The organism is Clavibacter californiensis, assembly GCF_021952865.1.
In the GTDB taxonomy this organism is placed as follows: domain Bacteria; phylum Actinomycetota; class Actinomycetes; order Actinomycetales; family Microbacteriaceae; genus Clavibacter; species Clavibacter californiensis.
Genome location: NZ_CP040792.1, coordinates 1,864,202 through 1,885,602, shown reverse-complemented (window position 1 = coordinate 1,885,602; position 21,401 = coordinate 1,864,202). Strand labels below are relative to the sequence as shown.

Genomic DNA, 21,401 nt, shown 5'->3' with positions numbered 1-21,401 from the left:
AGGTGAGCCCCGCCGTCGACATCGTGATCCTCGTCGTCGCCGTGCTCGCGGCCCTCGCCGGCTGGCGTCGCGGGGCCATCGTGACCGTGGCCGGGCTCGCGGGCATCGTGCTGGGGGTCCTGCTCGCGCTGTGGATCACGCCGGCGTTCCTCGCGCTCCTCGACCAGTTCGGCGTCGCCACCGGGATCACCCGCACGCTGGCCGCCGCCGTGCTCATGCTCGTCACGACCTCGCTCGTCAGCGGGATCCTGGCGCAGGTCGCCAGCGTCCTCACCCGCCTGCTGCGCCCCCGGGGTGCCGCGCGCGGCCTCGACCGCGGGATCGGCGCCGTCGCGGGGCTCGCGGCCTGGGCGGTCTCGGTCTGGTTCATCGGCGGTTTCCTCGGCTCCAGCGGCGTGATCCCCGCGGTGCAGCTCGCGTCCTCGTCCCGCATCGTCGCGGCGCTCGACCGGGTCAGCCCGATCTCGAGCGGCACCGCGCTCTCCGCCCTGGACGACGCGCTCCACGACGTGGGATACCCGCGCGTCTTCGCGAACGGCGAGGAGGCGATCGCCGACACGGCCGCGCCCGACGCCGACGTGCCCGAGGCCGTGCGGCGCTCCGCGTCGAGCGTCGTGAAGATCCTCTCGTCGGCGCCCGCGTGCGGCACCTCGTCGTCCGGCAGCGGCTGGGTCGTGCAGGGCGACCGGGTCGTCACGAACGCCCACGTGGTGACCGGATCCGACCAGGTGTACGTGCAGCAGGGCGGCACCGGGCAGCTGCTCGAGGCGGACCTCGTGGTGTTCGACCCGGCGCGCGACGTCGCGATCCTCGCGGTGCCCGGCCTCACGGCATCCCCGCTCGCGCTCGGCGACCAGCTCGCCGCCTCCGACGAGGCAGTCGTGGCCGGCTACCCCGGCGGCGGGCCGTACCAGGCCACGGGGGCGCGCATCCGCGAGGTGGTCCAGGCGCTCGGAACCGACATCCAGCACGAGCAGCCGGTCACGCGCGAGGTCTACTCGGTCCGCGGCACGGTGCGTCCCGGGGACTCGGGCGGGGCGCTGTTCGACGCCCAGGGCCGAGTGGTCGGCCTCGTGTTCGCGACCTCGACCGTCGACTCGCAGACGGGCTATGCGATGACGCTCGACGAGATCGCGCCCGTGCTGCAGCAGGCGGGCGCGACGACCCCGGTCGACTCCGGGCGCTGCTCCCGCTGACCCGGGCGTCAGGCCGCGACGACGGAGAGCACGTTGCCTGCCGGATCCCGGAACCAGGCGATGTCGGGGCCGTTGCCGCGCATGATGCCGCGCGCGTCCGTCGGCATCCCCGCGAAGATCGCCGTCTCGACGCCGCGCGCGTTCAGCTCGACCACCGCGGCCTCCACGTCGTCGACCGCGAGGTTGAGGACCGTGAACGTCGCGGGCTCGTGGCCGGGCTTGGGGTAGACGAGGACGCGCGCGCCGGATCCGGGGAGCACGAGCCGCAGCATGCCCATCTCCGGCACCTCCTCCACCTCGAGGCCGAGGGTGCCGCGGTAGAAGGCGAGGGCGGCGGGGACGTCGTCCACGCTGAAGCCGCTGAAGGCGGTGACGGGTGCGAACACGGGAGGGCTCCTGACGCGCGGATCGCGACGGGGTGCCGCGGTGCTCCCCCCACGCTGGCACGTCGGAGGGCGCGCGTCGAGCATGCGACGACGGCGCCCTCCTGTGGGGAGGACGCCGTCGCGGGACGTGCGGGTCGTGCCTCGGGTCAGCGCCCGAGGAACTTCTGCAGCGAGGCGAGCTCCTCCTCGCTCGGGGCGCCGTCCGCGCCGCCCTTCGCCGCACCGGCCAGGCCGAAGCCGGATCCCGCGGGGGCCGTGGGGCCGCCGATGCGCTGGCCCGACGCGAGCGCCGCGTTCTCCTGCGCGCGCTTGGCCGGGTTGCCCGACTTCGAGCCCTTCTTCTTCTGCTGCACGGGCTTGCGGCTGGAGTGCGCGCCGGGCATCGGGCCCATGCCGGGGATCTGCGGCATGCCGCCGCGGGCGACCGTGCGCATCATCTTCGAGGCCTGCTCGAAGCGCTGCACGAGGCCGTTGACGTCGGTGACGGTCATGCCGGATCCGCGGGCGATGCGGAGCCGGCGCGAGCCGTTGAGCAGCTTCGGGTTCTGGCGCTCCGCCTTCGTCATCGACTGGATGATGGCCTCGGTGCGGACGATCTCCTTCTCGTCGAAGTTCTCCAGCTGCTCCTTCATGGCGCCCATGCCGGGGAGCATGCCCATCATCTTCTTGAGCGACCCCTTGCCGCGCAGCTGCTGCATCTGCTTGAGGAAGTCGTCGAGCGTGAAGGTGTCGCTCGCGAGCTTCTGGGCGACCTCCATCGCCTCCTCCTCGTCGAAGGCCTGCTGGGCCTGCTCGATGAGGGTGAGGATGTCGCCGAGGTCGAGGATGCGGCTCGCCATGCGGTCGGGGTGGAAGGGCTCGAAGTCGTCGAGGCCCTCGCCGGTGGACGCGAACATGATCGGGCGGCCCGTGACGGAGGCGACCGAGAGGGCCGCTCCTCCGCGCGCGTCGCCGTCGAGCTTGGAGAGCACGACGCCCGTGAAGTCGACGCCGTCCTGGAACGCCTTCGCGGTAGCGACCGCGTCCTGGCCGATCATGGCGTCGATGACGAAGAGGACCTCGTCGGGGTCGGTGGCCTTGCGGATGTCCGCGGCCTGCTTCATCAGCTCCGCGTCGACGCCGAGGCGGCCCGCGGTGTCGATGATGACGACGCTGTACTGCTTGTCGACCGCGTGCTTCATCGCGTCCTTGGCGACGCGCACGGGGTTGCCGCGGCCGTTGCCGGGCTCGGGCGCGAAGACGGGGACGCCGGCCTGCTCGCCGACGACCTGCAGCTGCTGCACGGCGTTGGGGCGCTGGAGGTCGGCCGCGACGAGCATCGGAGTGTGGCCGTCCTTCGCGAGCCACTTGCCGAGCTTGCCCGCGAGGGTCGTCTTGCCCGCGCCCTGGAGGCCCGCGAGCATGATGACGGTCGGCGGCCTCTTGGCGAACTGGATCCGCCGCTGCTGGCCGCCGAGGATGCCGACGAGCTCCTCGTTGACGATCTGCACGACCTGCTGGGCTGGGTTCAGCGCCTGGCTGACCTCGCCGCCGAGGGCGCGCTCGCGGACGGACGCGGTGAACGCCTTGACGACGTCGAGCGCGACGTCGGCCTCGAGCAGCGCACGGCGGATCTCGCGGACGGTGCCGTCGACGTCCGCGGCGCTCAGCTTGCCCTTGCCGCGCAGGTTCTTGAAGGTCTCGGCGAGGCGGTCCGAGAGTGTTCCGAAGGTAGCCATGGTGGGTCCAGCTTAACCGGCGTCGGAGGTCCCCCGAGCCGGTGCCCGGGTCACCCGACCAGGTTCTGCGCGAAGACGTGCGGGCCGGTGAGATCCAGCGCCCAGGACGGACGCCGGGTCACCCCACCAGGTTCTGCGCGAAGAGGTGCGGGCCGGTGACATCCAGCGCCCGGGAGGGACGCCGGGTCACCCGACCAGGTTCTGGGCGAAGACGTGCGGGGTGAAGCCCGTGAGATCGCCGATGCCCTCGCCCTGGCCGATGAGCTTGATGGGGATGCCCGTGCGCTCCTGCACGTTGAGGATGAAGCCGCCCTTCGCGGATCCGTCGAGCTTCGTGATGACGAGGCCCGTGACGCCGCCGTGCTCGATGAAGGCCTGCGCCTGCGCGAGCCCGTTCTGGCCGGTCGTCGCGTCGAGCACCAGCAGCACCTCGGCGATGGGCGACTGCTTCTCCACCACACGGCGGATCTTCGACAGCTCGTCCATGAGGCCGCCCTTGGTGTGCAGGCGGCCGGCCGTGTCGATGATGACCATCTCGGTGCCCGTGCGCATGGCGTGCTCGACGGTCTGGAAGGCGACGCTCGCGGGATCCTGGCCGGGCTGCTGCGGGCGCACGATCTCGGCACCGGCGCGGTCGGCCCAGGTGGCGAGCTGGTCGACGGCGGCGGCGCGGAACGTGTCGGCGGCGCCCACCACGACCGTGCGGCCGTAGTTGCGGAGGAACTTGGCGAACTTGCCGATGGTGGTGGTCTTGCCGACGCCGTTCACGCCGACCACGAGGATCACCGCGGGGCGGGCGCTGAGCTTCAGCGTGGGGTCGTGCTTCGCCAGGCGCTCCTCGATGCTCTCGCGGAGCATGCGCTGGAGGTCGCGCGGGTCGGTCGTGCGGTAGCGCTCGACCTTCTGGCGGAGGTCGTCGATGGTGGCCTCGGTGACGTCCGGGCCGAAGTCCGCGGTGATGAGGGCGGTCTCGAGGTCGTCCCACGTGGTCTCGTCGATCGTCGGCTTCGCGAACATCCCGCGGAGCGCGCCGGAGAGGGACCAGGGGGTGCGGGCTGCCATGTGCCCAGCGTAGCCGCGGGTCAGGAGGCCGCCTGCTCCTCGCCCGCGGGCTCCGGCTCGGTCGCGGGCGCGCCGTCGGGCTCGTCCTCGCCCGCGGATCCGGGTGCCGGGTCGGGGCGGGCGTCGCGGCTCACGCGCTGGCCGACGACCGCGCTCACGCCGTCCTGCCGCATCGAGACGCCGTAGAGCGCGTCGGCGATCTCCATGGTGCGCTTCTGGTGGGTGATCACGATGAGCTGCGAGGTGTCACGGAGCTGCTCGAGGATCGTGAGCAGGCGGCCGAGGTTGGCGTCGTCGAGCGCCGCCTCCACCTCGTCCATGATGTAGAACGGGCTGGGCCTCGCGGTGAAGATCGCGATGAGCAGGGCAACGGCCGCGAGGGAGCGCTCCCCGCCGGAGAGCAGCGACAGGCGCTCGATGCGCTTGCCCGCGGGGCGCACGCTCACCTCGATGCCAGTGGTGAGCAGCTGCTCGGGATCCGTGAGGTGGATGCTGCCGGTGCCGCCCGGGAAGAGGATCGGGAAGACGCGGTCGAACGCCTGCCGGGTGTCCTCGAACGCGGCCGCGAAGACGCCCTGCATGGTGCGGTCGATGTCGTCGATGATCGTGAGCAGGTCCTTGCGCGTCGCGGTCAGGTCGGCGAGCTGCTCGGTGAGGAACAGGTGGCGCTGCTCGAGGGCCGCGAACTCCTCGAGGGCGAGCGGGTTGACGCGACCGAGCTGGGCGAGCTTGCGCTCCGCCTGCTGCAGGCGCGCGCGCTGTTCCTCGCGGTCGAAGGGGCGGGTGGGGACGGGATCCGCGGCGTCGTCCTCGTCGTCCATCTCGTCCGCCTCGTCTGCTGGCCCGGACGGCTCCGCGCTCGGGGCAGACGTCTCGGCCGACGCGGCGGCGGCGTCGGGATCGGCCTCGGCATCGTCGCCGCCGTCATCCGCCGGCGCGCGCGGCCGCTGCCGCGGCGGCAGCGGCGCCTCCTCGGGGACGGGCACGTCGGGCCCGTACTCGGCGACCAGCACCTCCTCCCCCAGTCCGAGCTCGCTCGCAGCGCGCTCGACCAGTTGCGAGACCTGCAGGCGCTTCTCGTAGATCTGCAGCTCGAGGCCGTGCACGTCCTCGGTGATGCCGTGCAGCCGCGTGCGCAGCTCGGCCTCCTCCCGGCGGAGCGCTACCAGCTCGGCGTTCCGGCCGGCCCGCGCCTCCTCGGCGCGGGCGAGCACGAGGCGCGCCTCCGCGGTGCTGCGGTCGGCGGCGCGCACCACGGCGGGCAGGGCCTCGGCGACGGAGGCGGCGCGGGCGATCTGCCGGCGTCGGATCACCTGGCGGCGGGCAGCCTCCTCGGCGGCGGCGCGCTCCGCAGCCAGGCGGCGCTCGAGCGCGACCGTGCGCTCCTGCTCGGCGCGGACGCGCTCGCGCGCGGTCTCGACCTGCAGGCGCGCCTCGATCTCCGCCTCGCGCGCCGCCTCCCACTCGGCCACGAGCGCGTCGCGGCCGCTCGCGTCGAGCACGGGCCGCGGGCGGGATCGGGCCTCGTCGAGCGCGCGACGGGCGGCGTCGGACGCGCCGACGGCCTCGTCGACGGAGGCGCCCGCGAGGTCGAGGCCGCGCTGCACGCGGGCGAGCTCCGCGGCCGCGGACTCGGCCTGCGCGCGGGAGCGGCTGAGGCGCTCGGCATGGGCGGCGAGGCGCGCGTCCGCCTCGCGCAGCCCGCCGAGCGCCGTGGACGCGCGCTCCCGGGCGGCACGGAGGCGCTCCCGGCCGGCCGCGAGATCCACCTGCAGATCGTCGATGCGGGCGCGGACGTCGGTCAGCGTCGTCGCGGCGGCCTCGCGCGCGGCGACGAGCTCGAGCTTGGAGCGGGTGGCGCCGGATCCGCCGCGCAGCACGTGCGCCGACACGACCTCGCCCGCGCGGGTGATCGCCGTGGCGGGAGCGTCCCGTCCGTCGAGGAGGGCGACCGCCTCCGCGAGGCCGTCGACGAAGACGACGTCCGCGAGGATCCGCCGCACGCCGTCCGGAGCGTCGACCACGGTGGCCGCGGCGACGGGGCCGGTGGATGACGGGACGGCGACCCGCGCGTCGGCGGATCCGGCCACGACCACCTCGACGCGCCCCAGGTCGTCGTCGACCGCGCGGCGGAGCGCGGCCACGGCGTCGTCGTGCGTCTCGGCGAGCACGGCGTCGGCGAGCGAGCCGAGCGCGGCGGCGACGGCGGCCTCGTAACCGGGCTCCACGTGCACGTGCTCGGCGAGGAGGCCGCGGATGCCGGGGAGGCCCGCGGCGACGAGGTCGCTGGATCCGTCGCGCTGGTCGAGCGCGCTCGCGAGGGCCTGCTCGCGCGCGGCCAGGGCGTCGCGCTCGCGCTCCTTCGCGTGCAGCTCCTCGCGCACGGCCTCGATGGCGGACTCCTCGCTGGCGACGTCGGCCTGCGCGTCCTCGTAGGCGCGGGTGAGCTCGGATCCGCCCTGCTCGTCGGCCTCGCCCTCCGCCTCGCCGCGCTCCCGCTCGGCCTCCGCTGCGGCCAGCCGGGCGCGCGCCGCGTCGAGCGCGTTCTGCTGGCGGAGCACCTCGCCGCGGACGGCCGCGAGCCGGGATCCCGCGGTCTCGGCGCGGCCCGTGAGCCCCGCGATCTCGAGGTCGTGCCGGGAGACGAGCGCGCTCTGGGCCTGGATCTCCTCGTCGAGCGCGTCGAGCGCCTGCCGGGCCGCCGCGGTCGCCTGACGTGCGGACGCCCAGCCCGCCTCCGCCTCGGCGATGAGCGCGACCAGCCGGGCCGCCTCGTCACGGGACTCCTGCACCTGACCGGGCGTCGTGCCCGCCGCGGTCTCGGGAGCGTCGTCGGCGGATCCGAGGAGCGCGAGCCGCTGCTGCGCGAGCGACAGCAGGCTGCGCAGCCGCTCCTGCACCTGCTCGAGCGCGAAGGCCGTGCGTCGGGCGCCGTCCACCTCGTCGCCCTCCTGCTCCTCGACGATGCGCTCCGACCGGATCACCGCGCGGTCGAGCTTCTCCTGCAGCACCATCCGCTCGGTCGTGCGCTCCTCCTCGGTGCGCGTGTGCTCCGCGAGCGCGCGCCGCAGGGTCACGACCTCGTCGGCCACGAGCCGCGCGCGGGCGTCGCGGACGACGGCCGCCACGGTCTGCGCCTGCCGCGCGACCTCCGCCTGCCGACCGAGCGGCTTCAGCTGGCGGCGGATCTCCCCCGCCAGGTCGTTCAGCCGCGTGAGGTTCGCCTGCATGCCCTCGAGCTTGCGGAGCGTGCGCTCCTTGCGACGGCGGTGCTTGAGGATCCCGGCGGCCTCCTCGATGAAGCCGCGCCGCTCCTCGGGCGTCGCGCGCAGGACGTTGTCGAGCCGGCCCTGGCCGACGATGACGTGCATCTCGCGGCCGAGGCCCGAGTCGCTCAGCAGCTCCTGCACGTCGAGCAGGCGGCAGGACGTGCCGTTGATCGCGTACTCGCTGCCCCCGTTGCGGAACAGCGTGCGGCGGATCGCGACCTCGGTGTAGTCGATGGGCAGCGCGCCGTCGGCGTTGTCGATCGTGAGCGTGACCTCGGCGCGGCCGAGCGGGCCGCGCGTCGACGTGCCGGCGAAGATGACGTCCTCCATCTTGCCGCCGCGGAGAGTCTTGGCGCCCTGCTCGCCCATGACCCAGGCGAGGGCGTCGACGACGTTCGACTTGCCGGATCCGTTCGGCCCGACGACGCAGGTCACGCCCGTCTCGAACTGGAACGTGGTCGGCTGCGCGAACGACTTGAACCCCTTGAGGGTCAGGCTCTTCAGGTGCACGCCCGTCGCCCTCCTCGCGTGATGGTCTCGATCACGGTACCGGACCGGCGGGCCAGGGCCGGGAGCCGCGCGCGCCACTCCCCGTCCGGCGGGCCGCCGCTACCGTGGGAGGGCGCGGGCCGGTCCCGGCGGCGCACGCCGACGAGGGAGCCGACCATGCCGCACGCCGACGACGCCCGCCCCTTCGCCGTGGAGGAGGTCCGCCCGCCCGTGGCGGTCGGCGCGGAGGGCTGGGACGACTTCGTAGCCGTCACCGACGTCGTCAACCGCGCGCAGTCGCACGACCTCGGCCACGACGCGTTCATCTGGCTGCCGGAGGAGCTGATCGCCGACTACGCCGACGTCGATCACGTGCGCAAGCGCCTCTTCGCCGCCCGGGTCGATGGCCGGATCGTCGGACGCGGCCTCCTCTCGACCTGGCTCAACGACCCGACGACCTCGGATGTGGCCGTGTCCGTGCTGCCCGAGCACCGCCGGAGCGGGATCGGCCGGGCGCTCCGGGAGCGCGTGGAGCGGATCGCCCTCGACGACGGCTGCCGGACCCTGATGGGCTTCACGATGCACCGCGCCCAGGCGAACGGGACGCCCATCCCCTCGCCCACGGGCATCGGCGCGGTCGGCGCCGACGACCCGTCCGCCCGCTTCGTCGTCGACGCCGGCTACCGCCTCGGCCAGACCGCGAGGACGAGCGCGCTCGACACCGTCGACGCCGCCCCGACGCTGGCTGCCCACCTCGCCGATGCCCGCCGCGTCGCCGGGGACGCCTACCGCGTCGTGTCCTGGGTCGACGCGACGCCCGAGCACCTGCTCGACGACCTCGCCGTGCTGCACACGCGCATGTCGACCGACACCCCGGCCGGCGACCTCCCGCAGGCGGAGGACCCGTGGGATGCCGACCGGATCCGCGAGGCGGAGGCGCGGCGCGCGTCGGCGGGCCGCACGGGGCTCACGACGGCGGCCCTGCACGTGGGGACGGGCAGGCTCGTGGGCTTCACCCAGATCGCCGTCTCCCCCAGCGGACGCCGTTCCGACGGCCACGCGTACACCTACCAGCAGGACACGCTCGTGCTGGCCGATCACCGCGGGCACCGCCTGGGCATGCTCCTCAAGGTCGAGAACCTGCTGCGCCTCGCGCGCGTGGCCCCCGAGGCCGACCGCGTCGTCACCTGGAACGCGGACGAGAACCGCCCGATGCTCGCCGTGAACGAGGCGCTCGGCTTCCGGCATGTGGGCACGAGCGGGAGCTGGATGCGCGAGGTCGACCCCGCGCGTTGAGCGTCCGGGTCAGGCGATGGCCGCATCCGCATCCGGCAGCACCTGGCAGTGCGGGCAGAGGTGCGACCCGCGGTTCATGAACGCCTCCCGCACGATCGGCGTGCCGCAGCGCGGGCACGGCTTCCCCTGCTGGCCGTAGGCGTGGAGCGAGTGCGAGAAGTATCCGGACGCGCCGTTGACGTTCACGTACTGCGCGTCGAAGCTCGTGCCGCCCTCGGCCAGCGCCCGCGCGAGCACCTGGCGCACCTCGGCGAGGAGGCGCAGCGCGCGGCCGCGACCGAGGGCGTCGGTCGGGTGCGCGTAGTGGATCCGCGCGGCCCACAGCGCCTCGTCCGCGTAGATGTTGCCGATGCCGCTCACGAGCGTCTGGTCGAGCAGCGCGCGTTTGATCCCCGTGCGCCGCCGGGCCAGCCGGTCGAGCAGCAGCTCGTCGTCGAAGGCCGGGTCGAGCGGATCGCGCGCGATGTGCGCGACCTGGGTCGGCACGAGCGCGGCGGGCGATCCGCGTCCTCCCGCGCGCCCGTCGGGCGTCGCCACGAGGCGGTCGACGGCCATGGAGCCGAAGATCCGCTGGTCGACGAACGCGACCACCAGCTCGCCGTGCACCGGGTGCTCGATGCCCATGCGGATCCGCAGCAGGCCGTCCGGGTCGGAGCCGGGCTCGCGGAGGAGCACCTGCCCGCTCATGCCGAGGTGGGTGACGAGGGCGCGAGGACCCGTGCCATCGCGTGCGGCGTCGGGCTCGAGCGGCAGCCACAGGAACTTGCCGCGGCGGACGGCCGACGTGATCACGCGACCGACGAGCAGGTCGACGAACACGCCCTCGAGCGGATCGTGCCGCTTGAGGGAGCGCGCGTCGAGGATCTCGACGCCGGTGATGCGCGCGCCGGCGACCGCGGGCTCGAGGCCCGCGCGGACGACCTCGACCTCGGGGAGCTCGGGCACGGCGGGTCAGGCCGTGGTGCGCGCCTCGAGGCGGGTCCACGCCTCGAGCGCGGCCGTCATCTCGGCCTGCTTCTTGCTGGTTCCCTCGCCCGTCGTGCGGACGACGTCGCCCACGGTGACGACGGCGTGGAAGCGCTTGCTGTGATCGGGTCCGCTGTCGCGCACGACGTAGACGGGTGCGGGCAGGCCCTGGCGCGCGGCGCTCTCCTGGAGCGCGGTCTTCGGGTCCATGGCGGCGCCGAATCGCGCCGGGTCCTCGAGGAGCGGCGCGATGAGACGCAGCACGAGACCGGTCGCGGCCTCTCCGCCGGCGTCGAGGTACGCGGCGCCGATGATGGCCTCGACCGTGTCGGCGAGGATCGACGACTTGGCGCGGCCGCCCGTGAGCTCCTCGCCGCGCCCGAGCAGCAGGTGCTCGCCGAGCCCGATGCGCGTGGCGACCTCCGCGAGGGCGACGCTCGAGACGAGGCTGGCGCGCCGCTTGGCGAGCTCGCCCTCGTCGAGGTCGGGGTTCTCGAGGTAGAGCATGACCGTGACGGCCTGCCCGAGGATGGAGTCGCCGAGGAACTCGAGGCGCTCGTTGTGCGGGATGCCGCCGTGCTCGTACGCGTACGAGCGGTGGGTGAGCGCGAGCTCGAGGAGCTCGGGGCTCACGTCCACGGCGAGGAGGCGCCGGAGCGCGTCGCGGTCGCCGTGGACGCGGGATCCCTGGGTGTCGGTCATGTCCGACGTGCCGAGCGGATCGCGGCTAGACGTCGGCGACCTTGCGGCCCTTGTACTCCATGTACAGGGGGGTGCCGGCGGCGTCCTCGACCACGCGGGCGCGGTGAGGCATGGAGTAGACGACCTTGCCGTTCTCGATGGTCTTGACGAGCGTGGGAGCCTCGGCCTTCCACTGCGAGCGACGCGCGCGCGTGTTGGATCGGGACATCTTTCTCTTGGGTACAGCCATGGGTCAACTCTCATCTCTCTGCGTTTCGGTGTCGGCGTCTTCACGCGCCGCACCGCTGTCTTCGGAAGCTCGGAAGCCGGACAGGGCTGCCCAGCGCTGATCGATCACGGGTTCCGGGTCGGAGTCCGCCAGGACCAGGCTGATGCCGGGACCCAGATCGAGATCGAGGTCCTCGCCCGGCACTTCGGGCTGGAACGGCAGTGAAAGGACCACCGCATCCCGGATGACCGGCTCCAGGTCCACGTGCTCGTCCTGGACCTGGTAGTCGAAAGCTTCATCAAGACCATACGCGAATAGCTCCGCGAAATCGACTTGGACACGCTCCTGCATGTCGGCGAGCGTGCGCGCGGACTGGCCGTCGGCCACCGTGTCGACCTCGCCGGTGACCAGGATGCCGTCGTGCAGGGACTCGAGGCGGACATGCACGCGCATCTCGCGACCCGCGGGCACGGCGATGAGGCCCTCCCCCATGCGCTCGGGGGTGACGATGGTCAGGTCGAGCTCGCGCATCTCCCCGGGACGGTGCACGATGTCGTGGACGTGGACCGTGAATGGGGTCTTCTGGAACCTGGACACCCGTAGATCCTACGGGGCGTCAGCCGGCCCGCCGGACGGCCAGCGCCTCCGCGACGGCCGCCGGCACGTACGGCGCCACGTCGCCGCCGAGCGCCTCGACCTGGCGCACGAGCGAGCTGGACACGTGGGCGTGCGCGGGATCCGGCAGCAGCAGCACGGTCTCGACGTCCGCGAGGTCGCGGTTGACGAGGGCCATGGGCGTCTCGTACGTCACGTCGAGCTGCGAGCGGACGCCCTTGACGAGGACGGTCGCGCCCACCTGCCGGCAGTAGTCGACGAGGAGGCCGGCGCCCCAGGAGTCGACGCGGACCGTGTCCGGGAGGCCGGCGTCGCGGCTCACGCGCTCGATGAGGGCGACGCGCTCCTCGAGCGGCAGCATGGGGGTCTTGCCGGGGTTGTGCACCACCAGCACGACGAGCTCGTCGTACAGGCGGGCGGCCCGGCGGATCACGTCGAGGTGCCCGAGCGTGACGGGGTCGAACGATCCGGGGACGACGGCGATCCGCTGCATCCCGCCAGCCTACGGCGGGCGCTCCCCTAGTTCTTGTCGAGGAAGGCGCGCTCCTCGTCGTCGAGCCGACGGGCGAGCGCGCGGGCGAGCGCGGGGTGGCCCTGGAGGTCCGGCGACGCCTCGAGCACGTCGTGGGCGTGCTCGCGCGCGGACTCGATGAGGTCGCCGTCCTGCGCGACGCGCAGCAGCCGGAGCGAGGAGCGTCCGCCGGACTGGTTCGTGCCGAGGACGTTGCCCTCGCGGCGGAGCTCGAGGTCGACGCGGGCGAGCTCGAAGCCGTCGAGGGTCGCGGCGACGGCGTCCGCCCGCTCGCGGGCGACCGTCTCGGGCTCGGCGTGCGTGACCATGAGGCAGAGGCCGGGCACGCCGCCGCGACCCACGCGGCCGCGGAGCTGGTGCAGCTGCGAGACGCCGAAGCGGTCGGCGTCGAGGATCACCATGGTCGAGGCGTTCGGCACGTCGACGCCCACCTCGATGACGGTGGTGGCCACGATGAGGTCGATGTCGCCCGAGGAGAACGCGCGCATGACGCGGTCCTTCTCCTCCCCCGACATGCGGCCGTGCAGCACGGCCCGGCGGACGGATCCGAGGCGCGGGTGCGCCGCGAGGAGGGCGTCGACCTCGGTGACGGTCGCGAGCGCGGGCCGGGTCGGCGCGTCGTCGGCGCCCTCGGACGCGTCCTCGTCCTCCGCGTCGGGATCCTGCGGGTCGATCGCCGGGCAGACCACGAACGCCTGCCGGCCCTTCTGGATCTCCTCCGCCGTGCGCTCCCACACCCGCTCGATCCACCGCGGCTGCTCGTGCAGCGGGACGACGAACGACTCGATGGGCTGCCGCCCGCTCGGCAGCTCGGCGATGGTCGAGACGTCGAGGTCGCCGAACACCGTCATCGCGACCGTGCGCGGGATGGGCGTGGCCGTGAGCACGAGGACGTGCGGCGGCGTGCCTCCCTTCCGCCGGAGCGCCTCGCGCTGGTCGACGCCGAAGCGGTGCTGCTCGTCGACCACGACGAGGCCCAGGTCGAGGAACTCGACGCGGTCGCCGAGGAGCGCGTGCGTGCCGACGACGATGCGGGCCTGGCCGCTGACGATGCGCAGCAGCGCGCGCTTGCGCTCGGCGGTCGAGAGCTGGCCGGTGAGCAGGGTCGGCATGAGCTCGGCCGCGAGGTCGGGACCGAGCGACGCCGTGAGCGAGCGCAGGTGCTGGCTCGCGAGCACCTCGGTGGGCGCGAGCAGCGCCGACTGGCCTCCCGTGTCGGCCACCGCGAGCATCGCCCGGAGCGCGACGAGCGTCTTGCCGGAGCCGACCTCGCCCTGCACGAGCCGGTTCATGGGCCAGGTGCGCGCCATGTCGGTGGCGATCTCCTCGCCCACGAGCCGCTGGTCGCCCGTGAGCTCGAAGGGCAGCTGCGCGTCGAGCTGGTCGAGGTGGCCGCCGGGGGTCGAGATCCGCGGCGTGGCCGGCAGCGCGCGCGCCGCCTGGCGCCGCTGCAGGAGCGCGGTCTGGAGGACGAACGCCTCCTGGAAGCGCAGGGCGTCGCGGCCGCGGCGCCAGTCGACGTCCTTCTCGGGGCGGTGCACGCCCTCGAGCGCCTCGCGGTACGGGAGCAGGCCGCGCTCGGCGCGCACGTCGGCGGGGATCGGGTCCTCGAGGTCGTCGACCGCGTCGAGCACCAGCTCCACCGACTTCGCGACCTGCCAGCTCGCCATGGAGGCGGTGGCCGGGTAGATGGGGATGGGCATCTCGGCCCAGCGGCGCGCGGCCGCGTCGGGCTCGCCGCCGGAGAGCTCGGGGCCCTCGTGGGCGTCGAACAGCTCGTAGTCGGGGTGGGCGAGCTGCAGGGCGCCGCGGTAGTCGCTGACCTTGCCCGCGAAGATCCCGCGGACGCCGGGAACCAGGTCCTTCGCGCGCCACGCCTGGTTGAAGAAGGTGAGGGTGAGGAAGCCGCGGCCGTCGGTGATCCGCACCTCGAGGATGCTGCCGCGCCGGGCGCGCATGGGCCGCTCGCGGACCTCGCGCACCTCGGCGACGATGGTGGCCTGCTGGTCGACGGGCAGCTCGGCCAGGGCCGTGAGCTCGCCGCGGCGGGCGTAGCGGCGCGGGAGGTGCTCGAGGAGGTCGGCCACCGTGCGCAGGCCGAACGCCTTCTGCATCACGCCGGCGGTGCGGCCGCCCACGACGCCCGCGAGCGCGGCGTCGGATCCGGTCATCCCCCGAGTGTACGAGGGGCGTCCGACGCGGGCGGTCCGGCGACCGGTCGGGCCGGTGGCGCGCCCGCGGTCCCGTCGTCCGGCCCGTCGTCGTCCCGAGGGCGGCGGCGGACGAGCGAGCGCGGGGCGACGAGGGCGAGGATCCGATCGACGCGGCCCGCGCGGGCGCGCAGCGCGTCACCCAGCGCGACGAGCGCCGCGGCCTGCGCGGCTCCGGCCGCGGAATCCACCGGCGCGTCGGCGCGGGCGAAGCGCTCCCGCTCGCGCGCGGTGACCAGGAGCGCGATCGGGTCGGCGAGGGACGGGTCGTCACCCTGGAGGCGGCGGCCGAGCTCGCGGGGCGACTCGGTGTCCGGCACGCGGAGCCCGAGGTCGACCGCCTGGTCCTCCACCTCGCGCCAGGCCGTGCCCGCGGCGGCGGCCCCCGTCTCGAGGGCGCACAGTCGGCCGGAGCGGCGGGCCCGACGCAGCAGGGCGGGGGTCGCGAGGAGGGCGAGCACCAGGAGCACGAGGGCGACCGTGCCGAGGGCGGCCCACGGGATCCGGACGCCCGCGGTGCCGCTCACGCCGGGCGCGGCCGACGCGGTGGGCGCGGGCGTCGCGGAGGGCGTCGCCTCAGCGGTTGCGCTCGGCGTCGCCGAGGGCGTGGGCGGGGCGGTCGGCGCGGCCGACGGCTGGGCGTAGGGCGCGGCCTGGCCGCGGCCCGGCGTCGGCTCGAACGCGATCCAGCCGATGCCGGAGAAGTACAGCTCGGGCCACGAGTGCAGGTCGTGGGATCCGACGCGGTAGGTGATGAGGTCGCCGTCGCGCCCGACCTGGTCGCCCGGCAGGTAGCCCACGGCCACGCGCGACGGGATGCCCGCCTCGCGCGCCATGATCGCCATGGCCGACGCGAAGTGCACGCAGTAGCCCGAGCGCACGCGGAGGAACTCCCCCACGACGTCGACGCCGCTGCCGTCGTAGCCCTGCTGGACGGGCGCGTCCTCCGAGTAGCGGAACTGCCCGCCCGTGAAGAACTCCTGGAGCGCGAGCGCCTGGTCGTAGGGCGTGTCGATGCCCGCGAGCACGTCGGCGGTGGTCGAGGCGACGATGGCCGGGGTGCCCTCGGGGATCTGCAGGTACGGCTCGAGGTCGTCGTCGGTCGCGGGCGCCACGGCCTCCAGCTGCGCGCGCTCGGGTCGGGGCAGCTCGCTCGTCACGGTGTAGCTCTGGTCGCGGCTGTCGGAGTCGGACGAGCGGATCGCGAGGCCCTGCTCCGACCAGCGCCATGACCCCTCGAGCCCGGTGACGCTGCGGGGCGCGTAGGGCGCGGGCAACCAGGCGCTCGAGGAGCCCTCGACCTGCACGCGGGCCTCGACCTCTTCGGCGGGGACGTCCGATCCGGATCCGAGGTCCGGCCCGATCTCGTCGACGGTGTTCCCGTCCGGCGGGCGCAACGGCGATGGCGCCCACTCGTCGCCCTCGAAGCGCGAGAGCGTCGTGACCTTGAAGTAGAGGGGCGTGAGGGACGCGGTCGAGTAGCGGAGCGCCTCCACGTCGACGGGGCGGCGGAGGTCGTCGCCGAGGTCGAGGATCGGGTTGACGACGCGCGAGCCGCCCTGTCCTGCGCCGGACGCCGTCGGGAACGTAGCCGACGTGAGGCCCGGGACGATCGCGGGCACGACGAGGGAGAGGACGACCGCACCGCCCGCGAGCGCGCCCGCGGACACGAGCGTCGTGCGCGCGGATCCCGCCGACCGGCCGTGCGCGGCGCGGAGCGGAGCGGGCGGTGGCGCGGGCCGGGACACCCCGAGGAGGCCGGATCCCATCCAGCCGCCCTCCCGGTCGCTCTCGCGCGCGTCGGCGGCGAGCACCGCGAACCAGGCGAGCGCCGTGACGGCGAAGGACGCGATCGAGAACTCGCCCACGAGGACGGCCCCGGGGACCGAGACGAGCACGAGGAGCGGGAGCCCGGTGACGGCGGGGACGCGCAGCGCGTGCGCGAGCACGTCGAGCACGACCGCGAGGGCTCCGACCGCGGCCACGATCACGAAGACGATTGAGGCGAGCGGCGGCACGGGCGCCGAGCGCCGGTAGATCTCGCCGCTCGCCTGATCGCCGACGGCGAGGAGCGTGCGCACGGTGTCCGGGGTGGGGATCACGCCGAGGACGGCGGTGCGCGCCGCGAAGACGAGCGTCAGGAGGAGCACGAGGAGCACGAGGCCGCCGGCGGACGCGAGCAGGCGCGGCACCCCGACGGAGCGGAGCATGGCCGCGGTCCCGAGCACGGCGGCGACGACCACGACGCAGAGCAGGAACCAGGCGCCCGGCTCCACGAGCAGGTGCAGGCTGGCGGCTCCCGCGAGGAGGGCGACGCCCAGCGCGGCGGTGAGCGGCCATCGTGCGGCGGCGCGGCCGGCGCCGGGACGGCGGCCGCGGCCGCCGGGCCCGCCCGAGCGCTCGCCCGGCAGCGGGCGCGGCTCGACGCTCCAGCGCTCGCGGCGACCGAGACCCACGGCGTCGAGGTCGGTCATCGCGCCATCTCCTCGGCGCGGGCCGCGCTCCAGGCGTCGGCGGGCCGGGTGCCGTCGTCGAGGACGACGGTGCGCCAGCCGGACTCGCGGAGGATCCGCACGGCCTCGACGTCGTCGCGGCCGTCGACGCGACCCGAGCGCGCGAGGAACGCGACCGCGGGGCGGCACGCGGCGCCGAAGCCCGCGAGGCGGCGGGCCTCGTCCTCGTCGAGGTGGCCGAGGACGGCGTGGATCGGGACGGCGCGGCGGCTGCGGCGCAGGTCGGCCAGGGCCTCCTGCACGCCGTCGCGCTCGGGGTCGGAGGCGGCGGGGCGCACTCCCGCGAGGTGGAGGAGCAGGTCGCCCTCGGCGGCGGCGTCGCCGGGACGGGCGGAGACGGGGGCCTGCCGGTCGGATCCCGCTGCCGTCTCGATCAGGTGCACCGCGTATCCCCCGCGCTGCAGGTGCACGCCCACCGACGCCGCGAACGCGACCGCGCGCTCGAACGCCCGGTCGCTCTCCCCGTCGTCGTCGGCGTGCTGCGGGAAGCCGGCCGCGCGCGTGTCGAGGAGCACGAGCGAGCGCGGGCTCGAGCGCTGCTCCTCCTGCCGCACCATGAGCTCGCCGTGCCGGGCGGTGGCGCGCCAGTGCACCCGGCGGAGCGGATCCCCCGCCCGGTACTCGCGCGTGCCGAGGTCGTCCTCGCCGCCGTCGGCGCGGCGCTGCACGCGCTCGGACTCGCCCTCGGACGAGACCTGCCCGCCGGGATCGGCCTCGAGGTCCGTCAGGCGCGGCGTCACGACGAGACGCGACGTGCCGCCCGCCACGTGCCGCAGCCCCATCAGGCGGAACGGGTCGTGCTCCTCGACGGCGAGCGGGCCCACCTCGTGGATCCCCCGCCTCTCGGGCGTGAGGTCGTAGCGGAGGACGGGCCGGGCCGACGAGCGGCGTGAGCCGCGCGCGAGACCACGCATCGACGGCAGCTCGGCGGGCGGCGTCGCGCCGTCGGATCCGGGCACGAGGTCGAGCACCCAGGAGCGGGGCGTGGGCATGGTGCCCGCGTTCGCGACGGACACGGTGACGGTGGTCGCCATGCCCGACTCGACGACCTCCGAGGTGAAGGCGCGCTCGACGTGCAGCCGGACCCGCGCGATCACGAGCCAGACGGCGGCGAGCAGCGGGAGCGCGAGGAGGGCGACGCCGATGAAGACGAACTCGCGCCGCCCGGCGATGAAGGCGCCCGCGAACGCGGCGACCCCGGCCGCGAGCAGGGCGATGCCGCGGATGGTCGGGTGCGGGACGGCCTCGATGCCGATCCGGCGCATCAGGCGCGCGAGGGGCGGCACGGGGTCAGCGCGTCCGTCCCGCGGCGCTCAGCGGCACGGCGGTCGACGCGACGATGCGCTCGAGGATCTCGATGACCGCCGCCTGCCCGCGGCCGCGCTGGCCGAGCGCCCGGCCGGTCGCGACGAGCCGGTGCGCGAGCACGGGCGCGGCGAGGGCGTCGATGTCGTCGGGCAGCACGAAGTCGCGCCCGTCGAGCGCCGCCCGGGTCTTGGCGGCGCGGATCAGCTGGAGCGTCGCGCGGGGGCTCGCGCCGAGGCGGATGTCCTCGTGGCCGCGCGTGGCCTGCACGATCGCGACCGTGTACCGCGACACCGGGTCGGACACGTAGACGCCGCGGGCCGCGTGCATCATCGCGTCGAGGTCCTCCGCGTCCACCACGGGCCGCAGCTCGTCGAGCGGGCTCACGGTGTCCCGCGAGCGGAGCATGGCGAGCTCGGCGGACGCGTCGGGGTAGCCCATCGAGATCCGGGCCATGAAGCGGTCGCGCTGCGCCTCGGGGAGCGCGTAGGTGCCCTCCATCTCGACCGGGTTCTGCGTCGCGACCACCGTGAAGGGCTGCTGCAGCGGATGCGTGACCCCGTCGACCGTGACCTGCCCCTCCTCCATGCACTCCAGGAGCGCCGACTGCGTCTTGGGGCTCGCCCGGTTGATCTCGTCGCCGATGACGATGTTCGCGAAGACGGCGCCCGGCTGGAACTCGAAGCGGTGGTCGGCCTGGCTGTAGACGGAGACGCCCGTGACATCCGAGGGCAGCAGGTCGGGCGTGAACTGGATCCGGTTGACGGTGCAGTCGACGCTGCGCGCCAGCGCCTTGGCGAGCATGGTCTTGCCGACGCCCGGCACGTCCTCGATGAGGAGGTGGCCGCCGGAGAGGAACACGATGAGCGCCATGCGGGTGGCGTCGTGCTTGCCGGACATGACCGAGTCGATGTTGCCGAGGATCAGCTCGGCGAGACGGCGCACCTCCTCCAGCGGCATGGCGGGCGCGTGGTCGGCCTGGCGCGCGGCGGCGCGGATGCGGGCGGGGTGCGGGCTCGATCCGGCGTGCAGGGGAACGGACTCGGACTCGGGACTCGTCACGGAGGTCCTCCAGCGTCGTGGGCGTGTTGGCAGCATACGTGAGGGATCCGGGAGCGTCCGGCCCGCCTCCGGGGGCGGACAGGCCGGGTAGCGTGGTCGCCCGTGCACCCCGCTCCGAACGCCGCCGTCCTGCGTCCCGCCGGGCGACCGTCGTGACCCGCATCGTCGCCGGGTTCGCCGGCTCCCTCGTCCTCCGCGTGCCGAGGACCGGGACGCGCCCCACGAGCGACCGCGTGCGCGAGGCACTGTTCTCCGGCCTCGAGGCGCGCGACGCGCTCGACGGCGCGCGCGTCCTCGACCTGTACGCCGGATCCGGCGCCCTCGGGCTCGAGGCCGCCAGCCGCGGCGCGCGCGAGGTCGTCCTCGTGGAGCGCGCGGTGCCGGCGGCGGCCGTCTGCCGGTCGAACGCGGGCATCGTCGAGCGGGCGGCACCGCGGGGTGGCGAGCTGCGGATCCGGGTGGCCGCCCAGAGCGTGCGCGCCTTCCTCGCGGGCGACCGCGGCTCCTACGACGTCGCGTTCCTGGATCCGCCCTACGAGGTCGGCGACGCCGAGCTCGCGGAGGAGCTGGCCGCGCTCGTCCCGCGGCTCGTCGACGGGGCCGTGGTCATGGTCGAGCGCAGCGCGCGCTCCGCCGAGCCGGCGTGGCCGGCGGGGCTGGAGCTCGATCGCAGGAAGGCGTACGGCGACACGGTCGTGTGGTGGGCGGTCGCCATGTCGCCCGACGAGGACGCGTCCGAGGACGCGGGGCCTCCCGCGTCCTAGCGGGCCCCGTCCCAGTCGGCGTACGGATCCCAGCCGCCGAGCGTCGTGCGCGGCCCGGCGTACGGGGCGCCATCCACGGTCACGGCCGGGCCCGCGGCACCGGCGGCGACGACCCGGCCGATCGCGCGGAACAAATGCGGCAGCGCCGCGCCGGCTGGGAACGCCGCCACGAGCGCGTGGTCCTCTCCCCCGGTGAGCACGAGGTCGAGCGCCAGCGGCGGCAGGGACGGATGCGCGGCGGCGACCCGGCGCGCGTCGTCGGCGAGGGCGTCGGATCCGAGGTCGATGCCCACGCCGCTCGCGCGCGCCATGCGGCCGAGGTCGAGGAGGAGTCCGTCGGACACGTCGAGCATGGCGGTCGCCCCGGCACGCGCCGCCTCGACCCCCGCGGTCAGCGGCGCGACGGGCGCCAGCTGGGCCTCGACGGGGTCCGGATGGGATGCCCGCAGCGCACGGGCGAGCGCGGCGTCCGGGACGGGGACGCCATCGGCATCGGCGCTCCTGGCGTGGTCGAAGAGGAGGCGGACGCCGGCCGCGGCCATGCCGAGCGCGCCGGCCACCGCGATCACGTCGCCGGGTCGCGCGCCGGAGCGCAGCACGGGGTCGCGCCCCTCGAGGTCGCCCGTGGCCGTGACCGTGATCACCAGCGCGTCCGAGACGGACAGGTCGCCGCCCACGACGCCGCAGCCGGGGGCCTGGAGGAGGCAGCCCTCGCGGAGCCCGTCGGCGAGGGCCTCGAGGTCGGCGACGCGCGTCGCCGCGGGCGCCGCGATGGCGACGAGGAGCGCGGTCGGCCGGGCTCCCATGGCAGCGACGTCGGCCAGGTTCGAGGTCGCGGCCCGCCGTCCGAGGTCGTGGGTGCGCGACCAGGCGAGGCGGAAGTCGGGGCCCTCGATCATCATGTCCGTCGTGATCACGAACCGGCCGTCGGGCGCGCGCACGACCGCGCAGTCGTCGCCGGGGCCGACGTCGGCGTGGTCCGATGCGGGCAGGTGCGGGAGGATCCGCGCCAGCGTCGCGAGCTCCCCCGCGCTCCCGAGGGTGGCCGTGTCGTCGGCGTCCCCGTCCGTCGGATCCGCGGTCGAGGGCGTCCCAGGAGTCGTCACGA

Annotated in this window: 17 protein-coding genes; 3 read left to right on the top strand and 14 right to left on the bottom strand. The window is 74.8% G+C overall.

Features of this window, described 5'->3' with window-relative positions:
- Window positions 1–2 precede the first annotated feature (2 nt).
- The gene (locus FGD68_RS09200) at window positions 3–1,196 is read left to right on the top strand and encodes a MarP family serine protease (protein ID WP_237609379.1); all 1,194 of its coding nucleotides are present in this window, start codon (window positions 3–5) and stop codon (window positions 1,194–1,196) included.
- Between the two features lie 8 nt (window positions 1,197–1,204).
- Here FGD68_RS09200 and FGD68_RS09195 read toward each other — a convergent pair whose 3' ends face one another.
- The 4 genes from FGD68_RS09195 to FGD68_RS09180 form a co-directional block, all read right to left on the bottom strand.
- Entirely contained in the window at window positions 1,205–1,582 is a 378-nt protein-coding gene (locus FGD68_RS09195) for a VOC family protein (RefSeq protein WP_119372518.1), read from the bottom strand.
- A 146-nt stretch (window positions 1,583–1,728) separates the two neighbouring features.
- Window positions 1,729–3,300: a signal recognition particle protein gene (gene ffh / locus FGD68_RS09190; protein ID WP_104235415.1), complete on the bottom strand. Its 1,572-nt coding sequence runs from the start codon at window positions 3,298–3,300 to the stop codon at window positions 1,729–1,731.
- Between the two features lie 186 nt (window positions 3,301–3,486).
- Complete coding sequence (gene ftsY / locus FGD68_RS09185; protein WP_012038048.1) at window positions 3,487–4,362, bottom strand: signal recognition particle-docking protein FtsY; 876 nt, start codon at window positions 4,360–4,362, stop codon at window positions 3,487–3,489.
- 20 nt (window positions 4,363–4,382) lie between these two features.
- Window positions 4,383–8,141 carry an AAA family ATPase gene (locus FGD68_RS09180; protein ID WP_237609378.1) on the bottom strand — a complete coding sequence of 1,253 codons (3,759 nt, stop codon included), beginning with the start codon at window positions 8,139–8,141 and terminating at the stop codon, window positions 4,383–4,385.
- 156 nt (window positions 8,142–8,297) lie between these two features.
- Here FGD68_RS09180 and FGD68_RS09175 point away from each other — a divergent pair, with 156 nt between their 5' ends.
- Window positions 8,298–9,416 carry a GNAT family N-acetyltransferase gene (locus tag FGD68_RS09175; protein ID WP_119373064.1) on the top strand — a complete coding sequence of 373 codons (1,119 nt, stop codon included), beginning with the start codon at window positions 8,298–8,300 and terminating at the stop codon, window positions 9,414–9,416.
- 9 nt (window positions 9,417–9,425) lie between these two features.
- Here FGD68_RS09175 and mutM read toward each other — a convergent pair whose 3' ends face one another.
- From mutM to FGD68_RS09130, 9 genes are read right to left on the bottom strand one after another with little or no spacing between them, the layout of a single operon-like run.
- Window positions 9,426–10,361 (bottom strand): bifunctional DNA-formamidopyrimidine glycosylase/DNA-(apurinic or apyrimidinic site) lyase, encoded by a 936-nt coding sequence (mutM, locus tag FGD68_RS09170; RefSeq protein ID WP_119373065.1) that lies wholly within the window; start codon window positions 10,359–10,361, stop codon window positions 9,426–9,428.
- A 6-nt stretch (window positions 10,362–10,367) separates the two neighbouring features.
- Complete coding sequence (rnc, locus tag FGD68_RS09165) at window positions 10,368–11,084, bottom strand: ribonuclease III (RefSeq protein ID WP_104235420.1); 717 nt, start codon at window positions 11,082–11,084, stop codon at window positions 10,368–10,370.
- Between the two features lie 25 nt (window positions 11,085–11,109).
- Window positions 11,110–11,313 (bottom strand): 50S ribosomal protein L32, encoded by a 204-nt coding sequence (gene rpmF, locus FGD68_RS09160; RefSeq protein WP_012038043.1) that lies wholly within the window; start codon window positions 11,311–11,313, stop codon window positions 11,110–11,112.
- 3 nt (window positions 11,314–11,316) lie between these two features.
- Window positions 11,317–11,889, bottom strand: a complete 573-nt coding sequence (locus tag FGD68_RS09155) for a YceD family protein (protein WP_086505522.1) — start codon at window positions 11,887–11,889, stop codon at window positions 11,317–11,319.
- A 19-nt stretch (window positions 11,890–11,908) separates the two neighbouring features.
- The gene (gene coaD / locus FGD68_RS09150; protein WP_119373066.1) at window positions 11,909–12,400 is read right to left on the bottom strand and encodes a pantetheine-phosphate adenylyltransferase; all 492 of its coding nucleotides are present in this window, start codon (window positions 12,398–12,400) and stop codon (window positions 11,909–11,911) included.
- A gap of 26 nt (window positions 12,401–12,426) precedes the next feature.
- Window positions 12,427–14,610 (bottom strand): ATP-dependent DNA helicase RecG, encoded by a 2,184-nt coding sequence (locus FGD68_RS09145; RefSeq protein ID WP_119373067.1) that lies wholly within the window; start codon window positions 14,608–14,610, stop codon window positions 12,427–12,429.
- Window positions 14,607–17,123: a transglutaminase TgpA family protein gene (locus FGD68_RS09140; protein ID WP_237609377.1), complete on the bottom strand. Its 2,517-nt coding sequence runs from the start codon at window positions 17,121–17,123 to the stop codon at window positions 14,607–14,609. The genes FGD68_RS09145 and FGD68_RS09140 overlap by 4 nt, the downstream gene beginning before the upstream one ends.
- A complete protein-coding gene (locus FGD68_RS09135; RefSeq protein WP_237609376.1) occupies window positions 17,120–18,448 on the bottom strand; it encodes a DUF58 domain-containing protein in 1,329 nt (442 codons plus the stop codon). Before FGD68_RS09135 ends, FGD68_RS09140 begins: the two co-directional genes overlap by 4 nt.
- Window positions 18,449–18,452: 4 nt before the next feature.
- A complete protein-coding gene (locus tag FGD68_RS09130; RefSeq protein ID WP_104235524.1) occupies window positions 18,453–19,427 on the bottom strand; it encodes an AAA family ATPase in 975 nt (324 codons plus the stop codon).
- A gap of 254 nt (window positions 19,428–19,681) precedes the next feature.
- Here FGD68_RS09130 and rsmD point away from each other — a divergent pair, with 254 nt between their 5' ends.
- Window positions 19,682–20,293: a 16S rRNA (guanine(966)-N(2))-methyltransferase RsmD gene (gene rsmD / locus FGD68_RS09125; RefSeq protein WP_237609375.1), complete on the top strand. Its 612-nt coding sequence runs from the start codon at window positions 19,682–19,684 to the stop codon at window positions 20,291–20,293.
- On the opposite strand, the gene FGD68_RS09120 is transcribed toward rsmD, so the two are convergent.
- Window positions 20,290–21,399, bottom strand: coding sequence for a thiamine-phosphate kinase (locus FGD68_RS09120; RefSeq protein ID WP_237609374.1), 1,110 nt, complete (start codon window positions 21,397–21,399; stop codon window positions 20,290–20,292). The genes rsmD and FGD68_RS09120 overlap by 4 nt on opposite strands.
- Window positions 21,400–21,401 lie beyond the last annotated feature (2 nt).

Bases quoted from the DNA above. Each gene is read 5' to 3' on its own strand.
- ffh (WP_104235415.1), bottom strand. From the start codon at position 3,300: ATGGCTACCTTCGGAACACTCTCGGACCGCCTCGCCGAGACCTTCAAG.
- ftsY (WP_012038048.1), bottom strand. From the start codon at position 4,362: ATGGCAGCCCGCACCCCCTGGTCCCTCTCCGGCGCGCTCCGCGGGATG.
- FGD68_RS09175 (WP_119373064.1), top strand. From the start codon at position 8,298: ATGCCGCACGCCGACGACGCCCGCCCCTTCGCCGTGGAGGAGGTCCGC.
- rnc (WP_104235420.1), bottom strand. From the start codon at position 11,084: ATGACCGACACCCAGGGATCCCGCGTCCACGGCGACCGCGACGCGCTC.
- rpmF (WP_012038043.1), bottom strand. From the start codon at position 11,313: ATGGCTGTACCCAAGAGAAAGATGTCCCGATCCAACACGCGCGCGCGT.
- coaD (WP_119373066.1), bottom strand. From the start codon at position 12,400: ATGCAGCGGATCGCCGTCGTCCCCGGATCGTTCGACCCCGTCACGCTC.
- FGD68_RS09145 (WP_119373067.1), bottom strand. From the start codon at position 14,610: ATGACCGGATCCGACGCCGCGCTCGCGGGCGTCGTGGGCGGCCGCACC.
- FGD68_RS09140 (WP_237609377.1), bottom strand. From the start codon at position 17,123: ATGACCGACCTCGACGCCGTGGGTCTCGGTCGCCGCGAGCGCTGGAGC.
- FGD68_RS09130 (WP_104235524.1), bottom strand. From the start codon at position 19,427: ATGCCGCTGGAGGAGGTGCGCCGTCTCGCCGAGCTGATCCTCGGCAAC.